The 22636-nt window shown below is 60.0% G+C and carries 23 protein-coding genes; 9 read left to right on the top strand and 14 right to left on the bottom strand.

Annotated features, from left to right (window positions below):
- The first annotated feature begins 23 nt into the window (after positions 1-23).
- Together HB376_RS03895 and HB376_RS03890 are read left to right on the top strand one after the other, a co-directional pair.
- On the top strand, positions 24-296 hold the full coding sequence (locus tag HB376_RS03895) for a hypothetical protein (RefSeq protein WP_213762105.1): 273 nt from the start codon (positions 24-26) through the stop codon (positions 294-296).
- Positions 297-337: 41 nt separating this feature from the next.
- Positions 338-589, top strand: coding sequence for a hypothetical protein (locus HB376_RS03890; RefSeq protein WP_213762104.1), 252 nt, complete (start codon positions 338-340; stop codon positions 587-589).
- 204 nt (positions 590-793) lie between these two features.
- Here HB376_RS03890 and msrA read toward each other — a convergent pair whose 3' ends face one another.
- From msrA to HB376_RS03865, 5 genes are all read right to left on the bottom strand, one after another.
- Positions 794-1534: a peptide-methionine (S)-S-oxide reductase MsrA gene (gene msrA / locus HB376_RS03885; RefSeq protein WP_213762103.1), complete on the bottom strand. Its 741-nt coding sequence runs from the start codon at positions 1532-1534 to the stop codon at positions 794-796.
- 177 nt (positions 1535-1711) lie between these two features.
- Entirely contained in the window at positions 1712-2596 is an 885-nt protein-coding gene (gene bla / locus HB376_RS03880; protein ID WP_213762283.1) for a class A beta-lactamase, read from the bottom strand.
- A 212-nt stretch (positions 2597-2808) separates the two neighbouring features.
- The gene (locus HB376_RS03875; protein ID WP_213762102.1) at positions 2809-4293 is read right to left on the bottom strand and encodes a sodium:solute symporter; all 1485 of its coding nucleotides are present in this window, start codon (positions 4291-4293) and stop codon (positions 2809-2811) included.
- Entirely contained in the window at positions 4290-4487 is a 198-nt protein-coding gene (locus HB376_RS03870; protein WP_213762101.1) for a DUF3311 domain-containing protein, read from the bottom strand. The genes HB376_RS03875 and HB376_RS03870 overlap by 4 nt, the downstream gene beginning before the upstream one ends.
- A gap of 286 nt (positions 4488-4773) precedes the next feature.
- A complete protein-coding gene (locus HB376_RS03865) occupies positions 4774-6015 on the bottom strand; it encodes an ArgE/DapE family deacylase (protein ID WP_213762100.1) in 1242 nt (413 codons plus the stop codon).
- 351 nt (positions 6016-6366) lie between these two features.
- Here HB376_RS03865 and kynU point away from each other — a divergent pair, with 351 nt between their 5' ends.
- The 3 genes from kynU (at position 6367) to HB376_RS03850 (ending at position 9473) form a co-directional block, all read left to right on the top strand.
- On the top strand, positions 6367-7617 hold the full coding sequence (gene kynU, locus HB376_RS03860) for a kynureninase (RefSeq protein ID WP_213762099.1): 1251 nt from the start codon (positions 6367-6369) through the stop codon (positions 7615-7617).
- A 65-nt stretch (positions 7618-7682) separates the two neighbouring features.
- Positions 7683-8540, top strand: a complete 858-nt coding sequence (kynA, locus tag HB376_RS03855; RefSeq protein WP_255631166.1) for a tryptophan 2,3-dioxygenase — start codon at positions 7683-7685, stop codon at positions 8538-8540.
- A gap of 96 nt (positions 8541-8636) precedes the next feature.
- Entirely contained in the window at positions 8637-9473 is an 837-nt protein-coding gene (locus tag HB376_RS03850) for a methyltransferase (protein WP_255631148.1), read from the top strand.
- Between the two features lie 49 nt (positions 9474-9522).
- Here the strand turns inward: HB376_RS03850 and HB376_RS03845 are convergent, their stop codons facing one another.
- Positions 9523-10437, bottom strand: coding sequence for a LysR family transcriptional regulator (locus HB376_RS03845; protein WP_213762096.1), 915 nt, complete (start codon positions 10435-10437; stop codon positions 9523-9525).
- A 197-nt stretch (positions 10438-10634) separates the two neighbouring features.
- On the opposite strand from HB376_RS03845, the gene HB376_RS03840 reads away from it, so the two are divergent.
- Positions 10635-11024, top strand: coding sequence for a tautomerase family protein (locus tag HB376_RS03840; protein WP_213762095.1), 390 nt, complete (start codon positions 10635-10637; stop codon positions 11022-11024).
- Between the two features lie 90 nt (positions 11025-11114).
- On the opposite strand, the gene HB376_RS03835 is transcribed toward HB376_RS03840, so the two are convergent.
- Both HB376_RS03835 and HB376_RS03830 read right to left on the bottom strand, forming a co-directional pair.
- Positions 11115-11795, bottom strand: a complete 681-nt coding sequence (locus tag HB376_RS03835) for a Pr6Pr family membrane protein (RefSeq protein WP_213762282.1) — start codon at positions 11793-11795, stop codon at positions 11115-11117.
- A 137-nt stretch (positions 11796-11932) separates the two neighbouring features.
- Complete coding sequence (locus HB376_RS03830) at positions 11933-12184, bottom strand: DUF1488 domain-containing protein (RefSeq protein ID WP_031360797.1); 252 nt, start codon at positions 12182-12184, stop codon at positions 11933-11935.
- A gap of 358 nt (positions 12185-12542) precedes the next feature.
- Between HB376_RS03830 and HB376_RS03825 the strand changes: the two genes are divergently transcribed.
- Positions 12543-13964: an MFS transporter gene (locus HB376_RS03825; RefSeq protein ID WP_213762094.1), complete on the top strand. Its 1422-nt coding sequence runs from the start codon at positions 12543-12545 to the stop codon at positions 13962-13964.
- Between the two features lie 10 nt (positions 13965-13974).
- Here the strand turns inward: HB376_RS03825 and HB376_RS03820 are convergent, their stop codons facing one another.
- Positions 13975-15096 carry a succinylglutamate desuccinylase/aspartoacylase family protein gene (locus HB376_RS03820; protein WP_213762093.1) on the bottom strand — a complete coding sequence of 374 codons (1122 nt, stop codon included), beginning with the start codon at positions 15094-15096 and terminating at the stop codon, positions 13975-13977.
- A 20-nt stretch (positions 15097-15116) separates the two neighbouring features.
- Positions 15117-15896, bottom strand: coding sequence for a transporter substrate-binding domain-containing protein (locus tag HB376_RS03815; RefSeq protein WP_213762092.1), 780 nt, complete (start codon positions 15894-15896; stop codon positions 15117-15119).
- Positions 15897-16036: 140 nt separating this feature from the next.
- On the opposite strand from HB376_RS03815, the gene HB376_RS03810 reads away from it, so the two are divergent.
- Both HB376_RS03810 and HB376_RS03805 read left to right on the top strand, forming a co-directional pair.
- Positions 16037-16978: a LysR substrate-binding domain-containing protein gene (locus HB376_RS03810; RefSeq protein WP_213762091.1), complete on the top strand. Its 942-nt coding sequence runs from the start codon at positions 16037-16039 to the stop codon at positions 16976-16978.
- A gap of 115 nt (positions 16979-17093) precedes the next feature.
- Positions 17094-17681, top strand: a complete 588-nt coding sequence (locus tag HB376_RS03805; protein ID WP_213762090.1) for a MarR family transcriptional regulator — start codon at positions 17094-17096, stop codon at positions 17679-17681.
- Positions 17682-17722: 41 nt separating this feature from the next.
- Here HB376_RS03805 and HB376_RS03800 read toward each other — a convergent pair whose 3' ends face one another.
- The 4 genes from HB376_RS03800 to HB376_RS03785 form a co-directional block, all read right to left on the bottom strand.
- Positions 17723-18748, bottom strand: a complete 1026-nt coding sequence (locus HB376_RS03800) for an aldo/keto reductase (protein ID WP_213762089.1) — start codon at positions 18746-18748, stop codon at positions 17723-17725.
- 167 nt (positions 18749-18915) lie between these two features.
- Entirely contained in the window at positions 18916-19710 is a 795-nt protein-coding gene (gene hutG, locus HB376_RS03795; RefSeq protein WP_213762088.1) for an N-formylglutamate deformylase, read from the bottom strand.
- Positions 19711-19768: 58 nt separating this feature from the next.
- On the bottom strand, positions 19769-20734 hold the full coding sequence (locus HB376_RS03790; RefSeq protein ID WP_213762087.1) for a LysR family transcriptional regulator: 966 nt from the start codon (positions 20732-20734) through the stop codon (positions 19769-19771).
- Between the two features lie 380 nt (positions 20735-21114).
- A complete protein-coding gene (locus HB376_RS03785) occupies positions 21115-21969 on the bottom strand; it encodes an oxidoreductase (RefSeq protein ID WP_213762086.1) in 855 nt (284 codons plus the stop codon).
- Positions 21970-22636: the final 667 nt, after the last annotated feature.

Here is a 22636-nt window from a genome sequence, read left to right as displayed (position 1 = left end):
CCTGGACGAACAGGGAGACTGCCATGCATCAAGACGTTGAAGTTGGCGACTATCTTCTGACCATAAACGTCGAGCCGAAATACGACCCGCCTGACGCAGAAAAAATTATTGGTTTTAACGTCCGCGTGATCGTGACTCGCCATGATGGAACGCCGGTTCGAGGTTCGAAGCACGCGGAAGATTCTGGAGAATTGACCGGTAATCACGAGCCCTACGTCACGGTGGCGGACGCCATTGCTCACGGCGAGGCATGGGGTAGACACTTCGTCGCTCGCGTTCTGGGCGGAGCGGTCTAGCGCTCACTCTTTAACGCCGGCTCCTGATGGTGGAGGTTTCCATGTGGGAAAGAATAGATTACAAAGGCTTTGAGATCTGGGTGCTGCCGATCCTTGCATACGGACCTCCCACGCCAGATACCCCTTACCACTACAACGGGTACGTATGTCGACCAGGCGCGGACCTGCGTCATGCCGGGCAACGCACGCAATTTTATGAACTCGGCAACGTCTTTGAGACTGAAGCCAAGGCGCTGGATGCGGCCTATCATGCGGGGCGCGAGCTCGTCGACAAGCTGATTGACAACGGCTGAGTAGTGACGTCGATTGGGTGATCGGCCGGTACTAGATGCAGCTCCCCGGCACTCACTGCGGTGGCAAAAAACACCGCTGTTTTCCCAGGAATTGCATCCGTTCTCCTGAAGCTTTATGGACGCTGGTAACGGCGATCGGACTCGACCCCGCAAGCCGTGTCAGGCGGCGGATTTTAAGTCCGCCGCTTGGTCTGTGCCTGTCTATTACTGCGACGCCACGCTCAGCAGCACCGGTTTGTCGCGATAAAGCGTCGGATACAGGCGCTTCAGGTTCTCGACCTTCGGCAGGTCGTTGATCGCGATATACGGTGCATCCGGATGCAGCGTCAAATAGTTCTGGTGATAAGACTCGGCAGGATAAAAACCCTTGAGCGGATCTGTCTTCGTCACGATCGGCGAGGAGAAAACATGCGCCTTGTCGAGTTGCGCGATATAGCTTTGCGCGATGCGTTTTTGCATGTCGTTGGCCGGAAAGATTGCCGAACGATATTGCGTTCCGCTGTCCGGGCCTTGCCGGTTCAATTCCGTCGGGTCGTGAGCGACCGAGAAATAGATCTGCAGCAACTTGCCGTAGGTGATTTTCGTCGGGTCATAAGTGATCTGCACGGACTCAGCGTGACCTGTCTGGCCCCCGCTGACGGTTTCATATTGCGCGGTCTGGGGCTGACCGCCAGAGTAGCCCGACACAACCTTCGTCACGCCGCTCACGTGCTGGAACACGCCTTGAACGCCCCAAAAACAGCCCCCTGCCAACACGGCGGTTTCCTGGTGTGCGCCGTTCGCGGGTTCGTCGAGCGCGGGCGGGGCAATGACGACCGCGGCTTCGGAAGAATGCGCCGGATGCATGGATGCGAACAGGATACCGACGCCCAGGCCGATAGCTGCCAACAGCGCCGCGCCGCGTGAGCGCAGGAACGTGGCAGGATTTTGCTTCGTGGAAATCATGGAGAGCCTCCGGGTTTCAGGACGACGCTTAGGCGCCCGCCAGGCGTTTGGCTGGCGGGCGCCTAAGCGTCGTCCCCTTGCGTCATGTTAGCGCGCCCGGAGACGTGTGGAAGCTTGATGACAAAGATGTCATCGAAAGGTCAGGGAAAGGTCAGGACGAGGTGCGGCAGACGCCCCTCACGCAAGCACGCCCACGACGATCCGCGCCGCCGACACCACCGCGTCATTACGCGCCCTTGCGTCCTGCTCGTGTTGAGTCAGGTAGATGGTCAGGATAACTGGTGGTTTTCCGGGTGGCCACAGCACGCCGATATCATTCGTCGTACCGTAGTCGCCCGAACCGGTCTTGTCGCCGATCACCCAATGCGCCGGCAAAGCGGCAGCGATTTTGTCAGCGCCGGTGGTATTGCCTAGCAGCCATGTTTGCAGTTGCCCGCGTTGCGAAGCGCCTAGCGCATCGCCTAGTGTTACGCGTTGCAGGCTTTGCGCCATCGCTGCCGGTGTGGATGTGTCGCGCGGATCGCCGGGTATCGCCGTATTCAATTCAGGCTCCCAGCGATCCAGGTGGAACTGGTTATCGCCAATCGAGCGGGCGAACGCAGTCACCGTTTCCGGGCCGCCGACCAGTTTCATCAACAGGTTGGCTGCCGTGTTGTCGCTATATTGCAGCGCGGCGGCGCAGAGTTCCGCGACGGTCATGCCCGTAGCGATCTGTTTTTTGGTGATGGGCGCCCACGACAGGAGTTCGCTCTGCGTGTAGCGGATCCGGCGCTCAAGCAAGCCCTTTTGAAGCGCGCTTTGTTCGAGAACCGCGGACACCAGCACTAGTTTGAACGTGCTGCAAAGCGGGAAACGCTCGTTCGCGCGATAGTTCACCTGCTTGCCATCGGCGGTATTCAGCGCAGCTACGCCAAGGCGCCCTCCAGCAGTGCTTTCCAGTTGTTTCAACTGGTCTTCGGCTAATGAGCTGGCGGCGCTCGCACGCCACGACGTACACGCGCCGACAAAGGGGAGCATGGCAGCAGCCGTCAGCAATGAACGGCGGCGCGGGGAGTAAACGATTGAATGTTGCATCGGATTGAAAACGGAGGAAAGCGTTGCGGAGGTGTTGCGAATCACAGGGATGAGCGACGAGCACGGAGTGCTCGTCGCCGAAGCTTACAGGCCCGACACGGAAAGCACAAACCACGCGCGCCAGCGCCGTAAAGATGGCTCGGCCGACGCGCAAAAAATCTTGACGCATCGACCTGCGCGATGGCGCGCTTGCCCTCTTCTTACGTCGCCTGCTGAACGTGTGCGCGGCTCGGCGTGAGCGTCGATACAACAAACGCCACCACAATATTCAATGCCAGCGCAATCAGCCCGATATACAGCGGATACGTCGCGCCCCCTACATGCAGCGCGAACACCGGCTTCAAACCCTGTACGATCGCCATGCCGGTTCCGAGCACGATCCCGGCCAGCCAGCCAAGGAACAAGCCCGGCGTGTTCAGGCGACGTGTGTATAGCGAGAACACAATGGCCGGGAATATCTGCAGGATCCACACGCCGCCGAGCAATTGCAGATCGATTGCATATTGGGTTGGCAGGAACACAATGAACAGCAGCGCGCCGAACTTCACAACGAGCGACACCAGCTTAGCTGTCTTCGCTTCCTTCTCGGGCGTGATGTCACGCGCCATCAGCGGCCACAGGTTACGCGTGAACAGGTTCGCTGCGCCGATCGACATGATCGCCGCCGGCACGAGCGCGCTGATCGCAATGGCCGCGGCCGCGAAGCCGACGAACCACGAAGGGAACAACTGACCGAACAACGCGGGCACGACGTCGGACGCGGATTGCACCTTGATGCCTGCAGCAATCGCCATATAACCGAGTAACGCAATCAGGCCGAGCAGCAGCGTGTAGGCGGGCAGGAAGATAGCGTTCTTGCGCACGGTCGCAGCCGACGACGACGACAATACCGCGGTCATGGTATGCGGATACATGAACGCGGCAAGCGCCGAACCCAACGCAAGCGATGCATAGGCGGTGAATTGCGTCGGCTTGAGGATGATGCCGGTCGCACCGCCCTTCGCTTTGAAGAACTGGTCGGCGGCATCGAACACGTGCGCATAGCCGCCTAGTTTCGATGGAATCAGCCAGACCGCCGCGATCACCACGATATAAATCATGATGTCCTTCACGAACGCGATCATGGCTGGCGCGCGCAAGCCGCTGGTGTACGTGTAGAGCGCGAGGATCACGAACGCAACAATCAGCGGCAACTCGCCGCTCACGCCCAAACCCTTGATCACGACCTGCATGCCCACCAGTTGCAAGGCGATGTACGGCATGGTCGCGACAATGCCGGTCACCGCCACGGCCGCCGGGAACCACTTGCCGCCATATTCGCCCTGCACATAATCGGCTGCCGTAATATGGTTCTTCGCGTGAGCGATCTTCCATAGCTTCGGCATGACGGCAAAAACAAACGGATAAACAATGATGGTGTAAGGCAGCGCGAAGAAACCATATGCGCCCACTGAATAGACCAGGGCGGGTACGGCAATGACGGTATAGGCGGTGTAGAAATCGCCGCCTACCAGGAACCATGAAATTACAGTGCCGAACTGGCGGCCGCCCAAACCCCATTCATGCAGTTGCGTCAGGTCGCCGCGTTTCCAGCGCGCCGCGAAAAATCCCACTACCGTCACCAGCAGGAAGAAAGCGATGAAAACCGTCATGGCTACCGGATTGACCGGCACGATATCGCTCATTTGACACCTCTATACACGATGTAAATGATGAGCGAAGTCAGCGGTACCCAAAGGAACTGATACCAGTAGAAGAATGGGAAACCTGCAAAAGACGGGCGGGTATCGTTATAAAATGGCAGCCAGAGCAAGGCGATGTACGGAATGAGCAAGACCAGCCAAAGCCAGGAATGCGTTGTCTCTTCGGATGTTTTCATAGTGGTTTGATTCGAGATTGAGGTTCGGCCCGTCTCACTTCGCGACGGCCGGGCGGCGTAGCGAAGCTCGAAATAAGGACACCGCGAATTATGTTCGAGTTTTTAAAGACGTGCTGAATACTCAAGCGGGAGACGCCTGGAATACCGGTCGATCGGGGAGACTGAGGCTAGCGATTGGCTTCCAAAGCGCGATGCGTCTTTGGCCTTTATCCGTGCCAGTGCGGGATACGACCACTACAGGCTTCGTTCCTTCTCTAGCCGGCAAAGGAACGAAGCATAGAAACACCTATGGTTTTTGCCCAAGCAAATCGGCAAGCGCAATCGCAACTGTTTTCGTCGCGACCTTCAAGTCTTCAAGCGCAACGCGCTCGTCGGCCCGATGTCCGTTAGCCTCAAGCAGCGTCCGTGGACCGGCGCCGTAAATGACGGTCGGTACGCCCGCTTCGCAGTACAAGCGGGCATCGGTATAAAGAGGCACGCCTTCGGTAGGAATGTCACGTTGCAACGTAACCCGGGCCGCGCGTTGCAACGCTTGCGACAAGCGCTCTGCGCCGTCAAGCGAGCGCAACGGCGACGTCACCAGCACCTCTTCTATCTCCACGCTAATACCGGCCAAGCCTTTCACCGACGCCGTAATCAGCGTTTTCAATTGCTTGAGCACGTCTTGCGGATTCTCCTCCGGCACCACGCGCCGGTCGAGTCGCAAACTCACCTTGTCAGGCACCACGTTCGTGTTGATGCCGCCTTTGATCAGACCCACCACCAACGTGGGATGATCGATTCCCGGCGTCTGCGAGTGGATCTCGCGCAATGCCGCCCGATGCGCGTACAGCGCATTCAGCACGGCCGTAGCGGCCTCCAGCGCGTCATGCCCGGTATCGGGCCGCGCCGCATGCGCCGACTTGCCCCGCACCGTGACTTCCAGGTGGATCGCGCCATTGTGCGCGGTCGTGATCGAATAAGAAAAACCCGCGCAGATGGCGTAATCGGGCTTCACGATGCCCTGCTTCAACAACCACCCCGGCCCGATCAATCCGCCGGTTTCTTCGTCATAGGTCAGATGCAGCTCCACCGTCCCGCCGAGCGTCGCGCCGCTCTCGATCAATGCTTTCAACGCGAACGCATAGGTGGCGAAGTCCGACTTCGATACCGCCGCGCCGCGCCCGATCATGAAACCATCGCGAATCTCGGCGCCGTACGGATCGGCGGTCCAGCCGTCGCCCGGCGGCACCACGTCGCCGTGCGCGTTCAGCGCGATCACCGGTCCCGCGCCAAAGCGATGGCGAACCACCAGGTTCGTCGCGCTGATCATGCCAGCACGTGTGACATCGCCGGCCGGCACTACGTGGCGTTCGACCGTGAAGCCGATCCTTTCAAGCCATTGCGCCGCCATCTCCGCGTGCCCCGCGCAATCGCCCGGCGGATTGTCCGACGGTTTTTGCACGAGCGCGGAAAGGAACTGGACCTCCTGATCAAAGTGATAATCGACGCAGGCAGTCAGGGTCGAGGCAAGGACGTGGCGAGTCATGGGCGGTGGTTTGATCTAAATAACTAAGCTAAATAAATAAGCTGAGGGTTGGCAGCATGGTAACGAGTAACGCGGCTGCAGGCGAGCTGGCGTCAGCTTAGCGGACCCGGCGCGCGGCTTGGTGAGCGCACCCGAATGCCGCCCATAACAGATGGCAATCAATTTATCGCGCTTAAGCGCGGTTTTCATCGAAGAAAATTGCATCGGGACTCATACACCGCGTTTGTTTCGCAATCAATTAAAGACCGTTCTCGGCTAAGCTTTCAGGCATGGGCACGCGCTCTGCCAGACGGCGGCGAGACGCGGATTTCCGTCAGGCACGGACACAATATCTCACCGGAATACGCTTCAATGAACCATAGAAACGATGCTGCGGCACTCGACCGCGACGATCCGCTAGCCAGTTTGCGCGACCAGTTCGCGCTCGGCCAGGACACAATCTATCTGGACGGCAACTCGCTTGGCGTGCCGCCCAAGGCCGCTGCCTCGCGCGCCGCCGCCGTCATAAACGGCGAGTGGGGCGACGGTTTGATCCGCTCATGGAATATGGCAGGATGGTTCGCATTGCCCAAGCGGCTTGGCAACCAGTTGGCTTCGTTGATTGGCGCGGCCGACGACGAAGTGGTTGTCACCGACACCATTTCCAGCAATCTCTTCAAAATCCTGTCGGCGGCGCTGCGAGTAGCCAATGAACGTGACCCGAAGCGTCGTGTCATTGTCTCCGAACGCTCGAATTTCCCGACCGATCTCTACATTGCTCAAGGCCTGATCGAACAACTGGATCGCGGATATGAACTGCGTCTCGTGGATCACGCATCCGAGCTCGCCACCGCTATTGACGAGAACACGGCCGTCGCCATGATCACGCACGTGAACTATCGCACGGGCGCCATGCACGACATGGCCGCGTTGACCCGCGTGATCCATCAGGCGGGCGCGCTCGCCGTGTGGGATCTGGCGCATTCGGCAGGCGCGGTTCCCGTCGATCTGAACGGCGCCGGCGCGGATTACGCCGTCGGTTGCACCTACAAGTACCTGAATGGCGGACCGGGTTCCCCCGCGTTCATCTGGGTGCCGAAGCGGCTACAGAACGTATTCTCGCAACCGCTGTCCGGCTGGTGGGGCCATAAAAAACCCTTTGAAATGAGCCCCGAGTATCGTCCCGATGACGGTATCGGACGGTTCTTGTGCGGCACGCAACCTATTGTCTCCATGTCGATGATCGAATGCGGCCTCGACGTGTTCGGGCAGACCGATATGGCAACGTTGCGCCGCAAGTCGCTGGCACTGAGCGACTTGTTCATTGAACTGGTCGAGACACGCTGCGGCAATTTCCCGTTGCAACTCGTCACTCCTCGGGCACATGCCGAACGCGGATCGCAAGCAAGCTTTGAACATCCGCATGGTTATGAGGTCATGCAGGCGCTGATCGCGCGCAACGTGATTGGCGATTACCGCGAGCCGCGCATTTTGCGCTTCGGCTTCACGCCGCTTTACACACGTTATGTAGATGTATGGGATGCCGTTGAAACATTGCGCGACGTGCTTGCGACCGAAGCATGGCGTGCACCCGAGTTCGCCGAACGTGGCGCCGTTACCTGACCCAGGTGGAGAAAGAACGCGCGATGACACAATCACATGAAAGCGAAGGCACGGGCGGCTGTCCCATGGGTTATGGGCCGGCCGGTAACGCTGAGCCGAAGCCCGAAGGCTGGCATGACGCGCAGCTCGACTTCTCCGGTTCGATGAGCTATGGCGATTATCTCTCGCTCGATACGCTCCTTTCGGCGCAGCACCCGCTCTCGCCCGACCACAACGAAATGCTGTTCATCGTGCAGCATCAGACGAGCGAGTTATGGATGAAGCTCGCGCTGTATGAGCTGCATGCGGCGCTCGTCGCCGTGCGTCGCGATGACCTGCCGCCCGCGTTCAAGATGCTCGCGCGCGTCTCGCGCATACTCGATCAGCTGGTCCAGGCGTGGAGCGTTCTCGCGACCATGACGCCGTCTGAATACACGGCAATGCGGCCTTATCTGGGCGCATCGTCCGGATTCCAGTCGCATCAGTACCGGCAGATCGAGTTCCTGCTTGGCAACAAGAATGTGCAAATGCTCAAGCCGCATGCGCACAGGCCGACCGTGCTCGCCGAGGTCAAGGCAACGCTTGAAGCCCCCTCGTTCTACGATGAAGTCATCCGCTTGCTTGCGCGCCGCGGTTTCCCGATTGCGCCGGAAAGGCTTGAGCGCGACTGGACTCAGCCGACCACCCACGACGCCAGCGTGGAAGCGGCGTGGCTCACGGTGTATCGCGAGCCGACGCAGCATTGGGAACTCTACGAGATGGCGGAAGAGCTTGTCGATCTTGAAGATTCTTTCCGGCAATGGCGCTTTCGCCACGTCACCACCGTTGAGCGGATTATCGGCTTTAAGCAAGGCACGGGCGGAACCAGCGGCGCGTTGTATTTGCGAAAGATGCTGGATGTCGTGCTGTTTCCCGAGTTATGGCACGTCAGGACGTTGCTCTGAGCATTTGATTGCGTGGTTCATATCGAGCCGGCCATATGCGCGAGGTAAAACAGACGCGCTCTGACAAACGGCGCGCTTTGCCCGATAATGACCCGCATGAAAATGCTCCCTACCCCCCGTCTCATGCGGCGCGCTTTTCTGGCGTTGCCCGCAGCCCTGCTGCTAGCGTCGTGCGCAACACCCACCGCATCGACATCACTCGATACCGCCATTGCCGCGCCGTATCGGGGAGACAAGGCGCAAGCGCGCGACGTCTACCGGCACCCTAAAGACACCCTGGAATTCTTTGGCCTCGCACCGAACCAGAGCGTGCTGGAAATCGCGCCGGGCGGCGGCTGGTACACGGACATCCTCGCGCCGTATCTGCGGGGGCGTGGCACGCTTTACGAAGCCCAGTATCTGCCGCCGCAAGGGGCGCTCCCTGCTGGCGAAGCGAAGGGTAACGCCGCGTTCGAGCGCAAGCTCGCTGCTGCGTCCGATATCTACGGAACGGTTGTGGTCGGCACGTTGCAATCGGGGCAGTTCAGCGGCTTGCCCGCAGGACTGCAGGTTGATCGCGTGCTGACGTTCCGTAATATTCATAACTGGATAGAAGACGGTCAGGTCGATGCCAACCTGCGTGCGTTCTATTCGGTCCTGAAACCGGGCGGCGTGCTCGGTGTGGAAGAGCACCGCGCTGTGCCGGGTACATCGGTTCAGCAAATGATCGATACCGGCTACCTGACTGAAGCCTATGTGATCGAGCATGCACAGGCAGCGGGCTTCAGGCTTGCCGCGCGCAGCGAGATCAACAGCAATCCCCGCGATACGAAGGATCATCCGCACGGCGTGTGGTCCTTGCCGCCGACCTATCGAGGCGGCGATACTGACCGCGCCCGCTTTGCCGCCATTGGCGAGTCGGACCGGATGACGCTGCGTTTCGTCAAGCCTTAGGTTTCGTCAAGCCGCCGGCAAGCATGCCCGATGGCAAGGTCGCAGCTTCCTAACGGCTGCGACCAGCGGCGGCATTGGCGAACCCCTCGGCTACGGCATCCCCGAACACACTGGCGGCCCCCTTTAAATTGCCCAGCTGAACGGCGTGGATCAGCCAGATATCAAGGCTGAGTGAAAAGTCTTTCACGTCAACAACAGATAGTTCGGCATACGAAACACTCTGGCGAAGCAAGGTGCGCGGCACAAGTCCCAGACCGAGCCCCGCAGCAATCAACTTCAGTTGCATCTCGGTGCCGTGTGTATCCACACTTAACCTGAGTTCGCGCCCCGCCCCTTGCATCGCCCGTTCCAGGGCGGCGCGGTAACCGCAACCCAGCGGGTTGAGGATCCACTCCTGCTCCGCCAGCGCCTTGATGGTCGAGCGCCGCTCAACCACCGGCCGCCGTTTGCTCTGGACCACCAGCACCTCCAGCGTCGTGATAAGCCGGCCCGCCACGTTGGCCGGCAGCGTACTGGGAGATGGCAGCAGCAACGTTGCTGCGTCCAGTTTCCCAAGGCTGACCTGCTGAAACAACCCCGTGCTCCATTCGGTATGCGACTGAACCTCCAGCGCCGGAAACGCCGCTTTCAGACGCATCACCGCGTCGAACAGGACAATCTCCGCGATCACCTGCGAAAGGCCCAAGCGAAACGTCCCGCTCGGCATGGCCTCTTCCCGGGGAATCTCAAGCAGTTGATTCACGCTGCGCATCAGCGGGACCGCGTGTTCGTAGATCCGGCGCGCAAGCGCGGTTGGTTGAGGAGGCTTGCTGTTGCGGTCCAGAAGTTCCGCGCCAAGAACAGCTTCAAGATGCTGAATCCGCCGCGATATAGCCGATTGCGTCAGCGACAGTACATCCGCCGCCCGCGTCAACGAGTTATGGTCGAGCACCGCGACCAAGGTTCTAAGGTCTTCGAATAACATGCTTGACTCTCATGGTTTATATGAAAACTATGCGCTTGATGCAAGTTTCCACCTAGTCTAATCTTCAATGGCGAACTACGCGACTGCGATGTCTTTTAATGCGGTGCGCACATTCTCACCACGACAACACGCCACGTATGTCGTGGCGAGCGCGTCCCTATTCCCCATATTCCCCATTTAAGCCAGAGGTCAAAACCATGCCACTCGTTCGAATCAATCTCGCGCAGACTGCATCGCCGGAAGTCGTTCAGGCAATCAGCGACGTCGTGTACAACGCAATGATCGATGTAGTCAAAGTGCCCGAGCACGACAAGTTTCAGATCATCACGCGCCATGCCGCTGAGGAATTGATCTATCCGGCGCAGGGATACCTGGGCGTGACTTACACGCCGGGGATCGTATTTATCCAGGTGACATGGAACACCGGCCGCACGATCGAGATGAAAAAGGCGTTTTACCGCGCGGTGGCGGACGGCATACACGCGAAGACGGGCGTACGAAAGGAAGATGTCTGGATCAGCCTGGTCGAGGTGAATCGCGAGGACTGGTCGTTCGGCAATGGCGACATGCAGTACGCGCCGAAGTAGTCGCCGCGCATACGTAACGAGATACCGCTGGGACACCGGAGACACCCGTCGTTCATGCCCATAGGCGAGCGGCGGCGATCCGGTCCGGCGCTAATGCGCACGCCTGTGATTCAACGCGATGAACACGCCCATCAGCGTGACAAACGCCAGCACGAGCAAGGTCGCGTTGAGCAGCACATGCGGGTAGCCAAGTTCGCCGACATCAATGAACGGATAGGGATAAAAGTCCGACGTGCTGCCGCGCCAAAGCGTGATGCAAAGATAACCTAGCGGATAGATCAGCCACAGCAGGCATTGCCGCAGAGTCAGATGAAAGCGCGGCACGAACAGCACCCAGTAGAGTGCCGACAACACCGGAATGATGCTGTGCAGGCATTCATTGAGCACCGCCCGATACCCCGACGGGGTCCACAGGTAACGCAACAACAGGTTATAAGCCAGTCCGACAAACACGATGTACACCACGACCGCTGTCACCACCGGCGGCTTGCGAAAAAATCGCCCGAGCGGCGAGCGGCCAAGCGCAGCGACAAACGAAAAACAAAGGGCAACAGCAAATACTGTCAGGTTCGTCAGATAACTGCTGAGGCGCTCAAATCCATCGAATACGCTAAAGCCCCTGGCCAGCATTCGATGGACCGTGATATCGGTTTGCGCAGCGAGCGCCAGCCACGCTATTGCCGCAATGCACGCGGCCAGCAATAACGACGCCGTTCCCGGCGTATGCAAAGGCAACGCGTGCTCTGCCCCCGCTTGTGGCGGGCTTTGCATCTGGCGGTGGGTGCGGCTTTCAGGCTGCGAGGAAATCGGCTTGGACATGCCGCGATTTTATACGCGACAAGACAGAGCTGCAGAGCGCAGGTCCAAAGCGCGCGGCAACTAGCTGGAGCAAGCACCTGCAATCAAGCTCAGGATATCTTGAAGATGTTTTGCGAACCGCGTACGTACAGCCCCTCGGCTTTCAGGAGAATGCGTTCGCGATACAGGTCGAAGGCGGCGAGCACGGCGGATTCGCCCGACCCCATTTGCGGATTGAAACTCGAGAGGGCCGCATCGTCTATCTGGAATGAGATCTCGCGTGAACCGTCATATCCCCAGAAGCACACGCAGTGCCTGGAGTCGTCGTAGGAACGGCTTGGGTTCGGAAAATTGAGTTTCATACGCCATCCTAGTCCTATTAGCGTGACGCGCGCGACGGTGTTATTCATAGTAATTACCCTGACTTGGCACTCCCTGCGCCGGGTTTAACGTTCCAGCACTAAGTAAACCAGCGAGCAATTGCCGCTAGTGGCTAACGGTCTCATCGGTTCTCATCGAGTGGCAACGCGCCGCTAACAGGCACTGAAGCTTCACGCCCACCCCGTGCCTGTACGGCTTTTGTAATGAACTCGGCGCGGCAATGCTCTCGCATCGTATCCCCCGGTTCAAGTAGACTCTGGTGCCACGCAATCGATCGAACCCTCGGCACCTTGCTTGCAGGTGCGTCGTTGGGTCTACCAGAAATACGCTCACCGCCTCGTGAAACCTGCCAACTTCCGCATCACCGCCGCCGTTGTAGCCAGCGCGCTTTTTATGCAAAACATGGACGGTACGATCGTCGCGACGGCCCTGCCTGCCATGGCCCGCGATCTTGGCGTCGACCCCGTGCATTTGAGCAGCGCCATTACCGCTTATCTGGTTGCGCTGACGGTGTTCATTCCGGCTAGCGGATGGGTGGCTGATCGCTTCGGTGCGAAGCGCGTCTTCATGTGGGCGATCGCAACCTTCACGCTGGCTTCGCTCGCGTGCGCGGCGGCCGCGAACCTTCCGCAGTTGATTGCTGCGCGCATCGTGCAGGGAATCGGCGGAGCCATGATGGTGCCGGTCGGACGCCTGATCCTGTTTCGTGGCGTCAAACGCGAGGAGTTGTTGCAGGCCACCACCTGGCTCACCATGCCGGCTCTTATCGGCCCCTTGATGGGTCCGCCATTAGGTGGTTTTCTCACCGATACCCTCTCGTGGCGCAGTATCTTCTGGGTCAACGTCCCGGTAGGCATCGTGGGTTTGCTGCTGACGTGGCGCTTGCTGCCGGCCGCGCCTCCCGAACATCATGCGCCGCCCGACGTGCGTGGAATGATGTTGATAGGCGGGTCGTTGACGCTGTTCATGATCGGCATTGAATGTGCAGGACGTGGGGTCTTGCCGCCGTTTGCGGCGCCTGCGTGCGTCGCTGCCGGCGTGCTGACGTTCTGGATGGCCGTCAGGCACTGTCGCCGCGTGGACAACCCTGCCGTCGATTTCTCGCTGCTCGCGATTCCGACTTTTCATGCGGCGACTATTGCGGGAAGTCTGTTTCGTGCCGGTGCCGGCGCGCTGCCTTTTCTCGTGCCGCTGACGTTGCAAACCGGGTTCGGCTATAGCGCTTCCGCTAGCGGCCTCGTCACATTTGCTAGCGCGCTAGGATCATTTTGCATGCGCCCCATGACATCGCTTGCACTTAGGCGCTTCTCTGTCCGGACCGTCCTGTGCGCGGGCAGTGTGTCGTTTGCTGCCGTGCTCGTGGTGTGCTCGTTCATGTCGCAGAACTGGCCCGCTGGCGCCATCTTCCTGTTGCTGCTTGTGGGCGGCTTGTCACGCTCGCTCAGCTTCGCCACCATGGGCGCGCTCGCTTTCGCCGATGTGCCCAAGACCAGGCTTGCTGCCGCCACGTCATTCCAGGGCACTGCTCAGCAATTGATGAAGGCGGTCGGTGTGACGGTCGCGGCGGGGACCATTCAAGTCACCATGATCGTGGCCCCCGGCGCGCATGCCGAACGATGGCAATTGGCGTCTGCGTTCATTGTTACCGCGCTCGTGGTTATGACTTCTTATCCGATGTTCCTGCGGATGCCCGCTGAAGCAGGAGCCGGAATTTCTGCTTCGCGAGCATCCGCACGGGGTCGCGCGGAAGAGGTCAAGTGACGGACGCTATTTACGCGCCAATCAGCACCCCGGTCCTGAACGGGACTGCGCCCGTTACGCGGCCCATTGGTGCGCCGGCGATCACAAAGCGAATCGCCCGGCGCATATAAAAGATGCCGTCGTTTTTCGTCGTGAGCGTGGTCACTTCATCTGTGATCGGATCGACGATATCGAAGACCGGATCACCCGCTTTCAGATGGGCCCCAACCTGCGCGCGATACACCACCACACCGCTTGCGGGCGCAATGAACTGCTCGCTGCCGGCCAGCGGCGTTGCGGGGTGGTTGAGCGACGGCAGTTCACGCGCCTCACCGTCGATCACCCCCCGATACGTCAGGTAATCGACAATTGCTTCGGAGTCCTGCTCGGCAAACTCATAGGACACGTCGCGCTGGCCGCGATGCTCGACCGTCAGTGCAATGTTAGGCGCGGCGATCGGCGTGCCCTCGCCCACAAGCGCACGAACGTCGTTCCACAGCGGCGCGTAGATTTCATCGAACGACTGTCCGCCCGAATCCGCACAGAGCAATACGCCGCTTGCGCCCAGATAACGCGCGAGCGGTTCAACCGCCGGCCAGCTCGCGGGGCTCGTGTACACGTGCATGGTGGCCTCAAGCGAACAATGCAGGTCGAGGATGACATCGGCATCGGCTGCCATGATCAGCATCTCGCGGCGCAAGGACTCGAACTCGTTCTTCGGCTTGACCTCAGCGAGCAAGTCGCATACCGCCCGCCGCAATAAGCGCGTGTTGCTGTCAGCGTCCTGCGTCCACTGGCTGCCAACGCGCTCGACCAAAGCAGCGGCGGCAGGCAGCGGAAAGCTGCGATTGAAGTTGTGGCCGCTATTCAACTCGAAGCGCCCAAGGAACTGTCCGAGCACATGCTGCGAGAGTCCGATCGGGTTTGCGACCGGCACCAGGATCACCTCGCCGCGAATGCGACCCGCGTTTTCCAGTTCGATCAGGCGTTGCTTAAGACGCCAGGCGGTGAGCATTGCGGGTATTTCGTCCGCGTGCAGCGACGCCTGCACGTAGATCTTCTCGCCCGTACCCGGTGTACCGAAGTGAAAGCTGACGAACTCGCGGCGTGTGCCGATGGACGTGGAAACCAGCGGCGTGCTTTGGATGCGCATCGAATGCTCCTGAAAATCTGTTAGTTGCCGTAGACGTCGAAGTCGAAGTATTTGCGGGCGATCTTTTGGTAAGTGCCGTCGGCACGCATGCCGGCTATCGCGCTATCGATGCTGGCCTTGAGCGCAACGTCGTCCTTGCGTAAGCCAATGCCCGTGCCATGGTCACCCATCTCAAGCGGCCCGCCGACGAAACCGAAACCCTTGCCTCTGGGTGTCTTCAGGAAACCGTTATCCGCTTCCACCGACCCCAGCAGTGCCGCATCCAGTCGGCCGGCCGTCAGGTCTTCAAAGACGCCCTCCTGGCTTTGATACGCGACCACTTCCACGCCGCCCGGCTGCCAGTTCTTCTGCGCATACGTTTCGAACTGCGTGCCGCTCTGCACGCCAATGCGCTTGCCGCGCAGACCCTCTGCGCTGACCGTCAGCGGAGCACCGGTCTTCGTGATCAAACGGGACTTGAACTGGAACAGCTTGGTCGAAAACGCGATCTGCTGCATGCGCTTTTCGGTGATTGCCATCGACGAGATGATTGCGTCGATCTTGCGTGCCTGCAGCGCCGGGATCATGCCGGAAAACTCCATCTCGACCCATTCGCAATGCATCGCGATGCGGCGGCAGATCTCGTTGGCGAGATCGACGTCGAAGCCGGTCACGTGGCCGTCCGGCATTTTTACGTCCATGGGCGGATACGTCGGATCAATGCCCAGGCGCAGTACGTTCGCGTCTTTCGCGAAGGCCGGCGTGGAGAGGGTCACGGCCGCAATCACGGCGGCGGCCAGCAACGAAGAGAGGGGTTTCATCGGCGCTTACTCAGTGGTCAAGGCAGTGATGGGGATAACACGCCTGCATGGTACGAGTGCAAAATGCCACCAAACAGGGCCGATTTACTTATCATGATCACTTTTACTTATCAGCCGGCGGAAATTATGGACCTGACATCGTGGACCTGACCTTGACGCAACTTCGCGTGTTCGTCGCTGTCGCTGAAGCCGGTAGTCTCAGGGCGGCGGCGCGCAGGCTCGGCATTGCACAAAGCGGCGTGACGCAACAGTTGAGGAAACTCGAGACCGGCGCGGGCGGGCCCTTGTTCGAGCGCGGGCATCGCGGCGCGCGCCTGACCTCGGTTGGTGAGCGATTGCGGATTCGCGCCGACGTGATTCTTGGCGAGTGCATGCGAACCGAAAACGAAATGCGCCAGTTGCGCGGCGAGTTGACCGGCCAGGTTTCGCTCGGCGTCGCGGCTGAGGCCATGATGCGATTATTTCCCGCGCTGCTGGCAAGTTTTCGCGAGCGCTGCCCGCGTATAGATGTTCACCTGACCAGCGCCACGTCGCGGGTCCTGACGGCCTGGGTGCGCGACGGCAGCCTGGACTTCGCCTTGGCGCTGGTATCGAATGAAGCGGATATCCATGATCTCGAGGCGACCACGCTGTTTGAATCACCCGTCGCCATCATCGCGCGGCGTGGTCATCCGCTAGGCCGCGCGCGATCGCTGCGGGCGCTGCAGGACTGCGAGTGGGTCAGCACCCGGCCGCGCCATGCGGGCGATGTCGCGAACCGCTTGTCCACTTTGTTCGATGACGCGGGGCTTGAACCGCCGCGTATCGCGGCTACGACCGAAGCTGTGTTCGATACGCTGCATTGCGTGGCAAACAGTGATTATCTATCGCTCGAACCCGTGCGTCTCGCGGCACATCCGTTCTTCAGGGACCATGTGGCTATTGTCCCGATCAAAGAGCAGGCGTTGAGTACGCGCGTGTGTCTGCTACGCCGTGCAGGCGTGCCGTTGACGCCGGTCGCGCAGGAGCTGGCGTCCATGGCTGTGTCGTTTGCGAGGATGCTGCCCGCGAGCGCTGTGACAGGCGAGGCGCCTGGTCCATGACACTTTGACACTTGAGTCACCCTCACGCCGGACCGCGCGGCGCCGTTCTTCAGGTTCGTTCCGAGCGGCTATCATGTTGGCCTGGGCAACATCTCGAGCTTTGGGAAACACGGTCATGACACGAAAGAAACCTGCGGACAGCGCACCTCGCGAAACCGCTGCAATCCTGCGCCACTGGCACGATGCCGTGCCCAACGACCGGCTGGCCCACCTCGTGAAGGACGCCGCGCGTTCGCTCGTGCGCGCGATGCAGATGCGCCTTACCGAGCACACCGTATCGTACGGGCACTGGACGTTCCTGCGAATCTTGTGGGAGACGGATGGCTTGACGCAGCGTGAGCTGAGCACGCAGGCGGGGGTGATGGAGCCCACGACCTTTGCCGCCGTCAAGGCCATGGAAGCGCTGGGTTATGTCGAGCGCCAGCAGATGCCGGACAACAAGAAAAACGTGCACGTGTTCCTGACCGCCGAGGGCCGGGCGCTGAAAGAGAAGCTCGTTCCGCTCGCCGAGGAAGTCAATGAGGTCAGCGTGGTGGGCCTGAGCGAGCACGACATCAAGATCGCGCGGAAGGTGTTGCTGGCGCTGATTGAAAACCTGGCCGACGATGAACTGGGGTCCACGAATCCAATGCGCCGCGTACCGTCAACGCGGGAGTTGGGACGGATCATTGCAGAGCGTGGGGATACGGTAGAGGATCGGTGAGGCGAGAACGCGATAGCATCTCTCGCCAACCCGCCCCCTCTTTACACCGGCGACGGATTGCGATCCGCGAACCCACGTTGATGCCAGTACGGATACGGCAGCGGCAACGTGCTAGCTTTATCCAGCGCCGCAATCTGCTCCGCGCTCAACGACCACCCCACGCTGCCCAGATTCTCGCGGAACTGCTTCTCGTCGCGAGCACCCACAATCACGTTGGCAACGGTAGGCCGCTGCAGCAGCCAGTTCAACGCAATCTGCGGCACGCTTTTTCCCGTTTCCTTGGCCACGGCATCCAGCGCATCCACAATGCCGTAGACATATTCATCGGCAACCGGCGGTCCCATGTCCGCCGTCTTGTGCAAGCGGCTGTTCTCCGGCAACGGGCTGCCGCGCCGGATCTTGCCTGTCAAACGCCCCCACCCCAACGGACTCCACACAATGGTCGAGACCTTCTGGTCCAGCCCCAGCGGCATGAGTTCATGCTCGAAATCTCGGCCAATCAGCGAGTAATACGCCTGATGCACTGAATGCCGCGCAAGCCCTTCACGGTCCGACACCGCCAGCGATTTCATCAAGTGCCAGCCCGAAAAATTCGAGCAGCCGATCACGCGGATCTTGCCCGCGCGCACGAAGTCGTCGAGCGTGCGCAAGGTTTCTTCCACGCGTGTCAGTGCGTCGAAACCATGGAGTTGATAGATATCGATGTAGTCGGTGTTCAGGCGCTTCAGGCTGCCATTGATGGCTTCCGTCAAGTGATGCCGGGTCGAGCCAACGCTGTTCACGTCCGAGCCGAACTGAAACGTTCCTTTCGTCGACACGATCACCTTCGAGCGGCGTCCGGCAATGGCCTTGCCGAGGATCTCCTCCGCCATGCCGTCGGAATAGACGTCGGCGCTGTCGAACATCGAGACGCCCGCCTCCAGCGCAATGTCGACCAGGCTGCGCGCGCCGTCGGCATCAGTGCTGCCCCACGCCTTGAAGAAATCATTGCTGCCGCCGAACGTGGCGGTGCCCAGACTCAGCACGGGCACCTTGAAACCCGTTTCGCCCAGTAAGCGATATTCCATGTCCACTCCTTTCCATTGAAAGCCAATGAGCTGCTACCGCGCCGGCGACGCAGGCAGCTTCACGAATGCATCAGCCATGTTAAGAGATCGTCGAAAAGCGCGCTTGGATGCTGGCGGCGGCAGCCGTCCTGCACTCAGACGCTTACGCTAGAGCGACGCTAAAGCGATTACAGCGCCCGGATCACATCCAGCGCCGCGCCCACCATGTCCTTCACCACCACCTGAACCTGACCGGCTGCTTCGGGCGCGTAGTCGAACGGTTCCGTCTCATGCATGTAGGTCGACTGGCACATTTCCAGTTGTATCGCGTGAATGCCGGTCTCGGGTGTTCCAAAGTGACGCGTGTTGTAGCCGCCCTTGAAACGGCCGTTGGCAATCCACGTATAAGCGCTCCGCGCAGCGGCATTCGTGACGGCTTGCAAGGCGCCCGGCGCGGCCGTGCGTCCATCCTGCGTACCAATGTTCAGATCGGGAAGCTTGCCTTCGAACAAGCGCGGCAACACGCTTGCAATGGAATGCGCTTCCCACAACAACACGTTCGGATGTGCCGCACGCAACCGCGCGAGTTCGGCCTCAAGCACGTCGTGATACGGCTGCCAGTAAGTCACCACGCGCCGCGCTTTCTCGGCAGCGTCGGGTCCCGCACCATCGCGATACAGCGGCATGCCACGGAAGGTTTCGCCCGGGCACAGGCCCGTTGTCGTCTGGCCCGGATAGAGGCTTTCATCGTTCGATGGACGGTTCAGGTCAATCACATAACGCGAGATGCGTGCGCCAAGAATCGTCGCGCCCATCTCGCGGGCGAAGTCATACAGGCGGTCGAGATGCCAGTCGGTGTCCGCAACGGTTAGCGCTATGTCCGTGTACAACGGTCGCAAGCTCTCGGGAATTTCAGTGCCCAGGTGCGGGATGGAAATAAGCAGCGGCGCGTCGCCGCGATGCAAGGTGTAGAGATCGGTCATGATGGATTCCGGGCAAAGTAAGCGTAAGAAAAAGAGGTGGAAAGAAGTCGATAAGCGGTTATCGGATCGCGTCGTCCGGCAGGTTGGGTAGCGCTTGCTGAAGCGCCGGGCGAATGCGCTGGTCGAGCACGCCACGCGTCAACGAGATCAGTTCGGCCGCAAAACCATCCCATTCGCTCTCACGATGCAGCAGGAAAAAATCGCGGCGTGCAAGGCCGCCCGGTGGCAGCGGCAACACATCGATTTCGTCCAGATAATGACGCGCCTGCCACAAGCAAAGCGGCGTGGAGATGGCGAAACCAAGACCCGCGGCAACGAGGCTGAGCAGGGGATCGGTGGCGTCGAATTCATAACGCCGCGGGCTGTCGATACCGAGGTGGCGCGCATAACGCTCGACCTGCTGGCCGATTACCGAGCGCCCCGTATAACGGATCAAAGGCAGATTGCCGGCGAGCATACGCCAGTCCGCCGCGGGTCGCGACGCGAGGAAACGCCGCGACGCAACCGCCACGAACGCCTCGGAGAACAACGGAATCTCCACAATACGCGGGTCCGAAATGACAGTCTGGGTGCATACGGTCAGATCGATCTCGCGATCATGCAACTGCCTGGTCAGCCCCGGCGTCAGTCCCGACCACAACGCAATCTGCCGCGACGAACCCGAGAGTGCGCGAATCAGTTCCGGACCGATAGTGGCCGCGAACGAGTCCACACAACCGAGCCGAACCGAAGCGTTGCCTGCATCCGATACCTCGTCGATGCGGGCACTCACACGTTGCGCGTGATCGAGCAAGGGCGCGGCCAGTTCAAGCAAGGCTCGCCCTGCGCTGTTGGCACGCGGCGGCCGGCTGTCCCGGTCGAACAGGCTTGTACCCTGCTCGCGTTCGAGCGCGGATACAGCCTGGCTGATCGCGCTCTGGCTAACGCCGAGCTGCCTGGCAGCGGCGGTCATCGAACCTGTATCGCAGACGGCAACGAACGCCTGCAGCGCGCGCAGGTCGATAGGGTGACGCGGTCGTCTCATGGGCGCTCCGGTTTGGCGCGGCGCCAGCTTAACAAGGATGACAGGATGCCCGTGCTGCCAAGGGCCGTGCGAAGCTGCAGTGTTTTCCGTCGATGTCCATAAGTTTGCCTTATGCAAAATTTCTACGGAAGCGGTGTTTCCAGGATCGCGGTGACGCAGGAGCTTATGCAGCGTGACGGAAGTCAGGATATGGGTGAGATGCGCCAGGCGCGCTTTATCGTTTGGCGGTGTCCAACAGTCAAGGCGCACGCATTTCAGTCAGGGAAAACAAAAGAAGCGTGCGCCTCGGTTACCACTCGCGGCAAGGGATCAGAAAGACCCTCGCGCGGCACATGACAGCCCAATGCTAATACCCTGCATGCGCCCCGCGATGCTCCGGCTTAGCTCGAGCCTTCCGGAAAGTCGGCGCCAATAGTCGTCTTTTCCCACGCGTCGAAGTCTTGAGTCAGCGAAGCGACTTTCTTGCGTGCCAGTTCAAGCGCGGCTTTGCCAAGCAACAGGCGCAGCGGCGGGGTGTCGGAGAGTGCCGCGTCAATGATCGCCTGTGCCGCGCGCACCGGATCGCCCGCCTGATTACCGCTGCGCGCTTCGGTCTGCTTGCGCCGTTCGCCTGCTGTAGCGGCATAGTCATCAATACGCGTAGCTGACTGCTTGATCGACGGCCCGGCCCAGTTGGTACGGAATGGTCCGGGCTCAACCACCAGCACGTCAATGCCCAGCGGTTTCACTTCGATCGCCAGCGACTCCGAGATGCCTTCCACCGCGTATTTGGTGCCGTGGTAGTAGCCCGTGGCCGCGAAACTCGTGATCCCGCCTATCGACGAAATGTTGACAATGAGGCCGCTTTTTTGGGCACGCATGATGGGCAGCACGGCCTTCGTCATGTCGACCAGACCGAATACGTTGGTCTCGAACATGGCGCGTACGGCGTCGTCTTCGCCTTCTTCAATCGCAGCCAGATAACCGTAGCCCGCGTTATTCACCAGCGCATCGATACGGCCGAAATGTTTCTGCGACTTCGCGACGACATCGGCGATCTGCTTGCGGTCGGTCACGTCAAGTTGCAGCACCAGCGCGCGGTCCCCATGGCCTTCGGCCAGATCCGCGAGCCTGGACGGGTCCCGTGCCGTCACCACGGCGCGCCATCCGCGTTCCAGCACAAGTTTTGCCAGCTCACGGCCGAAGCCGGTCGAGCAGCCGGTGATGAGCCATACGGGATTGTCTCGATTCATCATGGAAAGCTCCTGTTTATAGATCGGAAAGTCGGGTGTATTGGTGCATCGGAATGAGGGGGATCGTTCGGGCCGAAGCGTGAGGATGCGTCGCCAGAACCATACCCGCGCAGAAATCCCCGCTAGAGCTTACTCGCGATACGCAAACGCAGCACGACGCGGCTGTGTTGGCGCGGTGGGTGTCGCTGCTTTCGATTGCCTGATTCTGCTGGCGGCAACAGCTTGAGTCCTGGTTATAGCCGGGCATCGAAGCCGGTCAAGGTCGAATCTGATTTAGTTCATTAGTTTGGTCCAGGACCGGCCTGCATGTCGACTTTACCAACGCGCAGAAATCCATAAGGAACCGATGCACTGAAACCCTTCTCCGAGGCATTTCTTTTGTGCGTTAATACCCCGTTTTTCTGCCGTGGCGAAATTAACAAGCGCCCTCCAAAGGTGCAGTTCTTTGGCTCGAAAGGCATCGGTAATATTTAATATACGTCCTGATCATAAACAGGACGGTCAAGCTTACTGTTATTGCGAAACCACGGTAGCTCTTGCCGTTTGATAATGGATTTTTAAAACCGCATTAGATCTCATCGCCCGCTGAGCCTCGACTGCCGTCCGTTACGCTTTTGCGAGCATGCTCAATGAGAACCCCTGTGCGTCATTGGCGGTAATCCGAATCCTG

Origin of the sequence: Caballeronia sp. dw_19, assembly GCF_018449515.1 — a bacterium.
GTDB lineage: Bacteria > Pseudomonadota > Gammaproteobacteria > Burkholderiales > Burkholderiaceae > Caballeronia.
Note: the sequence above shows the minus strand (reverse complement) of the source record. Positions and strands in the feature narration are given on the sequence as shown.